11 protein-coding genes are annotated in these 9478 nt (G+C 68.0%); 6 read left to right on the plus strand and 5 right to left on the minus strand.

From position 1 onward, the window contains the following. Positions 1–11: 11 nt before the first annotated feature. Complete coding sequence (locus tag LDZ26_RS24495) at positions 12–1037, minus strand: SDR family oxidoreductase (protein WP_244851264.1); 1026 nt, start codon at positions 1035–1037, stop codon at positions 12–14. Between the two features lie 73 nt (positions 1038–1110). Continuing rightward, positions 1111–2016, minus strand: a complete 906-nt coding sequence (locus LDZ26_RS24500; protein WP_244851265.1) for a LysR substrate-binding domain-containing protein — start codon at positions 2014–2016, stop codon at positions 1111–1113. A 101-nt stretch (positions 2017–2117) separates the two neighbouring features. Between LDZ26_RS24500 and LDZ26_RS24505 the strand changes: the two genes are divergently transcribed. Genes LDZ26_RS24505 through LDZ26_RS24520 form a run of 4 tightly spaced genes read left to right on the plus strand, consistent with a single transcriptional unit; the run spans position 2118 to position 5822 of the window. Continuing rightward, entirely contained in the window at positions 2118–3266 is a 1149-nt protein-coding gene (locus LDZ26_RS24505) for an FAD-binding oxidoreductase (protein ID WP_244851267.1), read from the plus strand. Continuing rightward, the gene (locus LDZ26_RS24510; protein WP_244851269.1) at positions 3259–3552 is read left to right on the plus strand and encodes a (2Fe-2S)-binding protein; all 294 of its coding nucleotides are present in this window, start codon (positions 3259–3261) and stop codon (positions 3550–3552) included. The genes LDZ26_RS24505 and LDZ26_RS24510 overlap by 8 nt, the downstream gene beginning before the upstream one ends. Beyond that, complete coding sequence (locus LDZ26_RS24515; protein WP_244851271.1) at positions 3549–4997, plus strand: NAD(P)/FAD-dependent oxidoreductase; 1449 nt, start codon at positions 3549–3551, stop codon at positions 4995–4997. The genes LDZ26_RS24510 and LDZ26_RS24515 overlap by 4 nt, the downstream gene beginning before the upstream one ends. A gap of 27 nt (positions 4998–5024) precedes the next feature. Beyond that, positions 5025–5822 (plus strand): ABC transporter substrate-binding protein, encoded by a 798-nt coding sequence (locus LDZ26_RS24520; RefSeq protein WP_244851272.1) that lies wholly within the window; start codon positions 5025–5027, stop codon positions 5820–5822. A 23-nt stretch (positions 5823–5845) separates the two neighbouring features. Here LDZ26_RS24520 and LDZ26_RS24525 read toward each other — a convergent pair whose 3' ends face one another. Continuing rightward, the gene (locus LDZ26_RS24525; RefSeq protein WP_244851273.1) at positions 5846–6259 is read right to left on the minus strand and encodes an NUDIX domain-containing protein; all 414 of its coding nucleotides are present in this window, start codon (positions 6257–6259) and stop codon (positions 5846–5848) included. Between the two features lie 180 nt (positions 6260–6439). On the opposite strand from LDZ26_RS24525, the gene glpD reads away from it, so the two are divergent. After that, positions 6440–7987, plus strand: coding sequence for a glycerol-3-phosphate dehydrogenase (gene glpD, locus LDZ26_RS24530; protein WP_244851275.1), 1548 nt, complete (start codon positions 6440–6442; stop codon positions 7985–7987). Here the strand turns inward: glpD and LDZ26_RS24535 are convergent. Together LDZ26_RS24535 and LDZ26_RS24540 are read right to left on the minus strand one after the other, a co-directional pair. Next, entirely contained in the window at positions 7927–8391 is a 465-nt protein-coding gene (locus LDZ26_RS24535; protein WP_244851277.1) for a hypothetical protein, read from the minus strand. The two genes, glpD and LDZ26_RS24535, sit on opposite strands and share 61 nt — an antisense overlap. 26 nt (positions 8392–8417) lie before the next feature. Further along, positions 8418–8585 carry a zinc ribbon-containing protein gene (locus tag LDZ26_RS24540; RefSeq protein WP_244140183.1) on the minus strand — a complete coding sequence of 56 codons (168 nt, stop codon included), beginning with the start codon at positions 8583–8585 and terminating at the stop codon, positions 8418–8420. Positions 8586–8723: 138 nt separating this feature from the next. On the opposite strand from LDZ26_RS24540, the gene LDZ26_RS24545 reads away from it, so the two are divergent. After that, positions 8724–9230, plus strand: coding sequence for a ferritin-like domain-containing protein (locus LDZ26_RS24545; protein ID WP_175943696.1), 507 nt, complete (start codon positions 8724–8726; stop codon positions 9228–9230). Positions 9231–9478 lie beyond the last annotated feature (248 nt).

Here is a 9478-nt window from a genome sequence, read left to right on the forward strand (position 1 = left end):
CTCCTGCTTAGTCAATAAGCGTCGCGCGTCTGGCGCACGTAGCGCCGCGCCATCATCACGAGCAGCACGGCAGCCGCGCCTGTCAATGCCGCGCGCGCGCCCGGCGGTTGCAGGCGCGCGCCGGTGTACAGGCTGAATTCGCGCACGCGGCCGTTCTTGCCCGAGCGTTCGCCCAGATCGCCGCCGCCTTCGTAAAGCGCATCGCCGCTTTGCTTCGGTTCGCCCTTCACTTGCGCCTTCACGCCGAGCAGGCTCGTGATCGCGTCGTAAAGACGCGGCGCGCTCTGGCCGAAGCTCGCCATCGCCCGCGACGCGCCGCCGACGTAGATATCGCGCTCCGGATGCACGGCCGCGTGAAGAATCGCCTTCGCGGCCACGTCGGGCGCATAGACCGGCGGCGGCAGCTTCGGCTCTTCGTCGAGATAGTTCTTCGCGTGTTCGACGAACAGCGTGTCGATGCCTGCGGGCTTGATGAGCGTCACCGACACCGGCGCCTTCTCGTTCTTCAGTTCGAGGCGCAGCGAGTTCGTGAAGCCCTTCACCGCGTGCTTCGAAGCGACATACGGCCCTTGCAGCGGCACCGCGACATCGGATAGTTCGCTGCCCAGATTGATGAGCGCGCCGCCGCGTTCGCGCAAATGTTTCAGCGCCACGCGCGAGCCGTTCACGACGCCCCAGTAGTTCGTCTCGAAGAGCTTGCGCTGGTCTTCGAGCGACACATCGGCGATGCGGCCGTAGACCGAAACGCCCGCGTTGTTGATCCACGTATCGAAGCCGCCGAAGCGGTCGATGGCGGCATCGGCGGCGGCCTGAAGCTGGCTTTCGTCGGCGACGTCGGCGGCCGTGTACGCGACGGCGGGCGCGCCCGCGCTCGTGAGTTCGTCGGCGAGCACGGCAAGCGCGGTTTCGTCGCGCGCGACGAGCATGAGACGCGCGCCGGCCTTCGCCGCGCGCCGGGCGGTGGCGAGACCGATCCCGCTCGTCGCGCCGGTGAGGACAATCGTCTGTTGATCGAGAGGCTTGAGTTTGATTCGCATGGCAGGTCCGGAAGGTGGGTATCCGGTTGCATGCAGCATCCCGCGTTCCTTGGCAGGTCTGATGGTCGACGCGTCAGCCCGCAATGAGCGCTGAAAAGGCTTCGCGCATGGCGCTGACGAATGCATCGCATGCGACGGAAAGCGGCTGCGAAGCAGGCGTGACGATGTAGAAATGATCCGGCACGGCGGGCACGAACGGCTTGACGGCCACGCGTTGACGCGCATACGCAGCGGTGACGGGATCGATGAGCGCGACGCCTGCGCCGTTCGCCACGAGCGCGACGATGGCCTGCGAAAGCTGCGCCTCGATGACGAGATCGCGGCTCACGTCATGATCGACGAAGACGCGGTCGATCGCGCTTCGCGCATCGAAGCTCAGTGGAAACGAAATGAAGCGCTCGCCGCGCAGATCGGCGGGGCGTAACGCGGGCTTGCGCGCCAGCCGATGCCCGCGCGGCACGATGCAGCGCATGACGGCATCGGCAAGACGCTCGCTGCGCACCGCGTGATGCGGAATCGGCTCCGCGATGAGCCCGACATCGCACTGTCCGGACGCCACTTTGTCGACCACCGTGGTCGCGCTGTGCGCGAGCAGCGTCACGTCGATGCCCGGATGCGTCTCGACGAAGCGCGCGATCACGGCGGGCAGAAGATCGAGCGCGACCGCGGGCGACCCGGCCACGCGCAGCGACCCGCGCCGCATCGCGCGAATCTGCTGCGCGGCCTGCGTGATGCGGTCCAGTCCGACGAACGCGCGCTCGACTTCCTCGAAGAGCACGCGCGCCTCGGCGGTCGGCACGAGCCTGCCCTGCTGGCGCTCGAACAGCACGAAGCCGACGCGGCTTTCGAGATCGGCGATCAGACGGCTCACGGCGGGCTGCGACACATGCAGCGACGCGGCGGCGCGCGTCACCGTATGGCGCAGCATCACGGCGCGAAAGGCTTCGATCTGGCGCAGGCGGAGGTCGGTGGCGGTCATAACACTGGATTATAGATGACGAAACATTCGGCATTTGACGCCGTTTTTTGCCCGCCGCACTCTTGGCATCCGATACATAACGGATGCAGGAAACGCAGCGAATGCAGGAATCGACGCCCCATAACACCGGACGACTCGCCTTCGATGTCGTCGTGATCGGCGGCGGGCTCGTCGGCATGTCGATCGCCTACGGGCTCGCGCGTGGCGGCCAGCGCGTGGCCGTCTGCGACGGCGCGGATTCAGCGTTCCGCGCGGCGCGCGGCAACTTCGGCCTCGTGTGGGTGCAGGGCAAGGGCGGGCGATGCCTGCCGTATGCGCAGTGGTCGCGCGAATCGTCCGAACGCTGGGGCGCGTTTGCCGCGCAGTTGCGCCGCGAAACGGGCGTCGAGACGGGGTTCGAGCGGCCGGGCGGTATCGAGCTATGCGAGACGGTCGAAGAACTCGAAGCCGGCCAGCGCCTGCTCGAATCGCTGCGCGCTCAGGACGCCTCGCTCGACTATCACGTGCTCGACCGCCACGCGCTCAAGCAGCGCATTCCGGCGGCATCGAGCGCGCTGGCGGGCGGCCTCTATTCGCCGAACGACGGCCACGCGAGTCCGCTCTACACGCTGCGCGCGATGCAGCAGGCGTTTCAGCGCCACGGCGGCGTCTACCTGCCGCGCAACGAAGTGCGCGAAATCCGTCCGCGCGCGGGCGGCTTCGAGGTGGCCGCCGCGTCGGGCGTGCTGGACGCGGGGCGGGTCGTGCTCGCTGCCGGTCTCGACAATCTGCGTCTCGCGCCGATGATCGGCATGCACGCGCCGATCACGCCGCTGCGCGGACAGATCATGGTGACGGAGCGCCTCGCCCCGTTCCTCGACTATCCGACGCTCGTCGTGCGGCAGACGCCCGAAGGCTCCGTGCTGCTCGGCGACTCGGCAGAGCACGCCGGCTTCGACGACGGCCAGACGCGCGCCGTCATGGCCGACATCGCGCGCCGCGCCCGCACGGCGTTTCCGGTGCTCGCGCACGCGCGCATCGTGCGGGCGTGGGGCGCGCTGCGGATCATGACGCCCGACGGCCTGCCGGTCTACGAGGAATCGCGCGCGCATCCCGGCGCGTTTCTCGCCATCTGCCACAGCGGCGTCACGCTCGCCGCCGCGCACGCCGACGTCATCGCGCCGTGGATCGCGGGCGGCGCAAAGCCGCCGGTCCTGCAGCCGTTCGTCGCCACGCGCTTTTCGAATTCGACCGATGCACACCATGTTTGAACCTCTCACCGCTCGCCCTGCCGCGACTGTCCGCATTCATATCGACGGCGCCGCGCGGCACGTTCCCAGCCATTACTCCGTCGCCGCCGCGCTGCTGGAAAGCGGCCAGGCCGCTTGTCGCGCGACGCCCGTCACCGGCGCGGCGCGCGGCCCGTTCTGCATGATGGGCGTGTGCTTCGACTGCCTCGTCGAAATCGACGACGTGCCGAACCAGCAGGCGTGCATGACGCGCGTGCGCGAAGGCATGCGCGTGCGCTCGATGGCCGGCCGCGCGAGGCTCGCATGACGCAGACGACCTGCGATCTGCTGATCGTCGGCGCGGGGCCGGCCGGCATGGCCGCCGCGATCGAAGCCCGCGCGGCGGGCCTGTCCGTCGCCGTCGCGGATGAAGGCGAAGCGCCCGGCGGACAGATTTATCGCAATGTCGCCGAATCGCCGCTCGCCGACGCACGCGTGCTCGGTGACGACTACGCGGCCGGACGCGCGCTCGTCGAACGTTTCACGGCAAGCGGCGCGCGGCATCTCGCGCGGTGCGTCGTGTGGCAGATCGCGTTCGAAGAGGGCGTCGTCGCGATGCTCACGCGCAGCGCAAGCGGCGCGGAAGCGGGCGGCACGCTGGAACTGAAGGCGCGCGCCGTGCTGATCGCGACCGGCGCGCAGGAGCGTCCGTGGCCGGTGCGCGGCTGGACGCTGCCGGGCGTGATGGGCGTCGGCGCGGCGCAGACGCTTTTGAAATCGGCGGGACTTGCGCCTTCGCAAGACGCGGTGCTCGCGGGCAGCGGACCGCTGCTGTGGCTCTTCGCTTCGCAACTGATCGCCGCGGGACGCAGCGTTCGCGCCATTCTCGATACGACGCCTGCGGGCGCGTTCAGGCGCGCGCTGCCGCACGCCCTGCCCGCGCTCTGTGCCGCCGACTACCTCGCCAAAGGCCTGCGCATGATGCGCACGGTCGCAAAAGCGGGAATCGCCGTGCATCGCGGCGTGAGCGATGTGTCCATCGAAGGCGAGACCGAAGCGCAACGCGTGCAGTTTCGCGATGCGCGCGGCGCGCGCCATGCCATCGATACATCGCTCGTGCTGCTGCATCAGGGCGTGATTCCGTCGACGCAACTCGCGCGCTCGCTCGGCTGCGAGCACGAGTGGGACGCGGCGAGCGCCTGCTGGCGTCCGCGCACCGATGCGAGTGGCCGCAGCAGCATCGACCGCGTGTGGATCGCCGGCGACGGCGCGGGCATCGGCGGCGCGAAGGCGGCCGCGCACGCGGGCGCGCTCGCGGCGCTCGACATCGCGCGGCGGCTCGATGCAATCGACGACGCGACGCACGCCGCGCAGAGCCGCCCGGCGCAACGCGCGCTGCGCCGCCATCTCGCGGTGCGCCCGCTGCTCGACGCGCTCTACACGCCGCCCGCCGCGCTGCGCCGTCCCGCTGACGGCGACGTGATCGTCTGCCGCTGCGAGGAGGTCAGCGCGGGCGAAATCCGCCGCATCGCCGCGCTCGGCTGCCAGGGGCCGAATCAGATGAAAGCGTTCTCGCGCTGCGGCATGGGGCCGTGCCAGGGCCGCTGGTGCGGCGCGATCGTGGGCGAACTGATCGCGGAGGTGCAGCAGCGCAGCGTCGGCGATGTCGGCTATTACCGCATCCGCGCGCCGATCAAGCCGGTCACGGTCGAACAACTGGCCGATTCCATCACGCTCGACGACGACTTCGCTCGCGGCGACTTTCCAAGCTAGTCAACCACACCACACGGAGCCAACACGATGACCCCACACTCGAGGAAGATTCTCGCCGCCGCGGCGCTCGCCATGATGACGGCGGCCGCCTCGCTTTCCGCGTCCGCGAAGGAATGGAGCACGATCCGCATGGGCGTCGATCCGACGTATCCGCCGTTCGAATCGGTCGCGAAGGACGGCGCGGTGCAGGGCTTCGACATCGACCTCGGCAACGCGCTCTGCGAGCGTCTCAAGGCGAAATGCGTCTGGGTGCAAAGCAGCTTCGACGGCCTGATCCCCGGCCTGCAGGCGCGCAAGTTCGACGTGATTCTCTCGTCGATGGCGGCGACGGCCAAGCGCCGCGAGCAGATCGACTTCACGGACCGGCTGTATCGCAATCAGACGCGCCTCATCGCCCGCGCCGATGCGCACTTGCTCCCGGAAGCCGCGAAGCTCGCGGGCAAGCGCGTCGCCGTGGAGCAAGGCACCGTGCAGGAGACGTATGCACGCGAGAAATGGGCGGCCGCAGGCGTCGAGGTGGTGCCGTATCCGAGCTACGATCAGGCGTACGCCGATCTCGTGGCGGGCCGGGTCGATGCCGTGTTGATGGACGCCGTGCAGGGCCAGCTCGGGTTTCTCGCGACGCCGCGCGGCAAGGGCTTCGCGTTCGCGGGCGACGTGGTGTATGACCCGAAGATCATGGGCGACGGCGACGCCGCCGGCGTGCGCAAGTCCGACGCCGACCTGCGCGACGCGCTCAACGGCGCGATCGCGGGCATGTTGCGCGACGGCTCGTATCGCAAGATCGAGGCGAAGTACTTCGACTTCGACATGTACGGCAAGTAACCGGCGCCGTGCGCGTGGCGCTCTTAGGCGCGCGCGCCGCTCTCCCCGAACGCAAAATGGGGCCGCCGCAGGCCGCCCGCGCGATGCATCGTCAGCGCGACGATCTCGCGCGTGGGAATGCTGGTCGCGAGCGTCGCGACCTGCCTCGCGCTGAACCAGTCGCAGCGCGTGATCTCGTTGCGCGGCAACGGAATCGCGAGATCGCCGATCACCGCGCCGAACACGTGATGATGCTTGTTCACGCCGCCGAACAAAAACAGATACCGCAGTTCGCCGACGACCAGTCCGGTCTCTTCCTCCAGCTCGCGCCGCGCCGCCTCCTCCGGCGACTCCTTGCGCCAGATCGTGCCGCCCGGCAACGCCCAGCGCGAACGCTTGCGCGCGACGAGCAGAATCTTCGTGTCGCGCGTGCAGATGATGGTCGCTCTCTCTTTCATCGTCGTCGGGCGTTCCGGCTTGGCGGCAGCGCGCGGCGGCACATTGGCGCCGCGCCGATTTCCTTGCACAATCCGTTAGCCATAACCATGCCGCGACGCGCGGTGTCTAACTGAACGGGCCCGCAAGTCGCCGGTAGCCCGCCGACGCAGACTAAACTAGCTGCATCAAACGGAGACAGCATGGTCGAGCCTTCGCAGTGGGACGTTCTCGTAGTGGGCGGCGGCATCAACGGCGCGGGCATCGCGCGGGATCTGGCCGGGCGCGGCGCGCGCGTCATGCTCGTCGAACAGGACGATCTCGCGCAGCACACGTCGTCCGCGAGCACCAAGCTCATCCACGGCGGTCTGCGCTATCTGGAATACCGCGAGTTCGGGCTGGTCCGCAAGGCGCTCAAGGAACGCGAGGTCCTGCTTTCCATCGCGCCGCATCTGATCGCGCCGCTGCGCTTCGTGATGCCGCACGTTCCCGCGCTGCGCCCCGCATGGATGATTCGCGCGGGCCTCTTTCTCTACGATCATTTGAGCCGACGCGCGGTGCTCGAAGGCTCGCGCGGCGTCGATTTGCGCACGCATTTCGCGGGCGCGCCGCTCGTCGATTCGATCACGCGCGGCTTCATCTATTCCGATGCCGCCGTCGACGACGCGCGGCTCGTCGTCCTCAACGCGCTGGACGCTCAAGAACGGGGCGCGCAGATCGCGACGCGCACGCGCTTCGTGGCGGCATCGCGGGGCGAGCGCGAATGGCGCGTCGAACTGAGCGATGCGTCCGGTCATCGGCGGGAAGTGGCGGCGCGCGCCATCGTCAACGCGGCGGGCCCGTGGGTCGGCGCGCTCGCCGCCGGCGATTCCGCCGCGCGCCCGATGCGGCTCGTGAAGGGCAGCCACATCGTCACGCGCAAGCTGTTCGATCACGATCACGCGTACATTCTGCAAAACGACGACCGGCGCATCGTGTTCGCCATTCCGTGGCAACGCGAGTACACGCTGATCGGCACGACGGACGTCGACTATCAAGGCCCGCTCGCGGACGTGCGCATCGCCGACGACGAGATCGAGTATCTGTGCGCCGCCGTGAACCGCTATTTCCGCCAGCCGGTGACGGCCGCGGACGTCGTCTGGTCGTACGCAGGCGTGCGGCCGTTGCTGGCCGACGGCGCGGACGATGCGGCTTCGGCCACGCGCGACTATCGGCTCGAACTCGATGCGCGCGGCGCGCCGCTCGTCACCGTATTGGGCGGCAAGATCACGACCTATCGCCGGCTCGCGGAAGAAGCGGCGGAGCAGCTCGCCGCGCCGCTTTCGCTGACAGCGCCTGCGTGGACGCACGCCGCGCCGCTTCCCGGCGGCGACATGCCGAATGCGGACTTCGCGCGTTTTTTGCAAGCGTTTCGCGAGCGGCATCGCTTCCTGCCTGCGGAACTGGCCGAACGCTATGCCCGCGCATACGGCACGCGCGCCGACGCCATGCTCGATGGCATCGACACGATGTCCGCCATGGGACCGCTGCTCGCGCCGGGACTCCATGAGGCGGAAGCCGCGTATCTCGTCGCGCACGAGTGGGCGCAAACGGCCGACGACATTCTCTGGCGCCGCACGAAGCTCGGCATGCACGCGAGCCAGGCCGACGTCGAGCGCCTGAGCGCGTGGCTCGCAACGCGCGATCGAAATCAGCGCGATGCGCTGCGCAACAGCCCCGCGAGCGCGAAGCCCGCGCCGAGCGCCACGTAAGTAAGCGCGAGCTCCTGATTCGACAAGTGCGCTTCGTAGCCCGGCGTCAGGCGCTTCGGCACGACATGGTAGTCGACGACATACGCGACGGCGCTCGTCGTGGCCGCCGAAGCCGCGACCTTCGCCGGCGACGGACGGCGGCCGCACAGCGTCTCGAACAGCACGCCCCAGAAGACCGCGCTGCCCAGGTGAATGCCCGCGCCCGTTCCCGTGTATCTCGCGCTGAGACGCTCCTCGCGCGGCGCGGTATCCGGCCACAGACAATGCGTGACCGCGTTCATCACCGCATAGGGACGATGCCCCGACTTGGCCGCGAGCGCCGCAGCCACCGCAGCCGACGCGAGTCCTGCCGCGCCGCCCGAAGCAAGCGCGCGCATCAGTGCGCTATCCGATCTCGAATACATGCGTTCTACCTCCGCTCAAGGGGTGTCTAACTGCTCTTGTTACCCGGCTCGCGAACGCGCGTCGAGTACGTGTCGTTGCCGCATTTCGGGCACTTCGGAATGGTGTGGCCTTTCGTGACATGCGTCGAGTGATGGCACTTGGCGCAGCGGAAATCGCCGGTCTTCTCGGCCTTCTCGCCTGAATGCGCTGACATGGTTGCCTCCGCTTCGGACTCCATGCTTTCTATGTCTTGAGCAAGCGTTATTCCGATTGATGGAGGCCTCGCGGCACAGCGATTGCGCGTGATCCGTTACGCGCGGTGATGCGCGTTTGACTCGCTAAGGAGCACGTGATGACCGAACCCGCTGAACATTTGTTGGACTGGCTACGCGATGCGCACGCCATGGAGCAGCAAGCCGAACAGATGCTGCGCGCGCAATCCGGCCGCCTCGAAAACTATCCGCAACTGAAGGCTCGTATCGACCAGCATCTGGAAGAAACGCTCGGGCAGCAGAAGATCGTGCAGGAATGTATCGAGCGCCTCGGCGGCTCGACCTCGATCATGAAGGACCTGACCGCGAAGATGATGGCCTTCGGGCAAGCCGCCGGCGGCATGACGCAAACCGACGAAGTGGTGAAGGGCGCGATCATGAGCTATGTGTTCGAGAACCTCGAGATTGCGTCGTACACGTCGTTGATCGCGGCAGCCGAGCGTTGCGGCGACGCGCAGACCAAGGCCGCCTGCGAGCGCATCCTTCCGCAGGAACAGGCGATGGCGCAGTGGCTGCTCGAACATATTCCGTCCATCTCGACGCAATATCTTGAGCGTTCCGCCGCAGGTCAGGAAGCAAAGAAATAAGCGACGCGCGTCGCGACCGTTGAGTGGCACGTCCGTTGCTGAAAGGAAAACGCCCGCCCGTTCGTATGTCCGAGCATGCGACGGGCAGGCTTCACTCGATACCGCGGCAACTCCACGCCGCATCACGCCAGCGCGAATCTTCTGCGCTGAGGCTCGCAGCAGCACGACTGCAAGTGACGTCACGACGCCCTCACTGTCGCTGCGAGTTAGAAGCCTCTTGAAACCTCGTTCGGGTGCCGCTTGCGCCG

This window comes from Caballeronia sp. SL2Y3, assembly GCF_022879575.1.
In the GTDB taxonomy this organism is placed as follows: Bacteria; Pseudomonadota; Gammaproteobacteria; order Burkholderiales; family Burkholderiaceae; genus Caballeronia.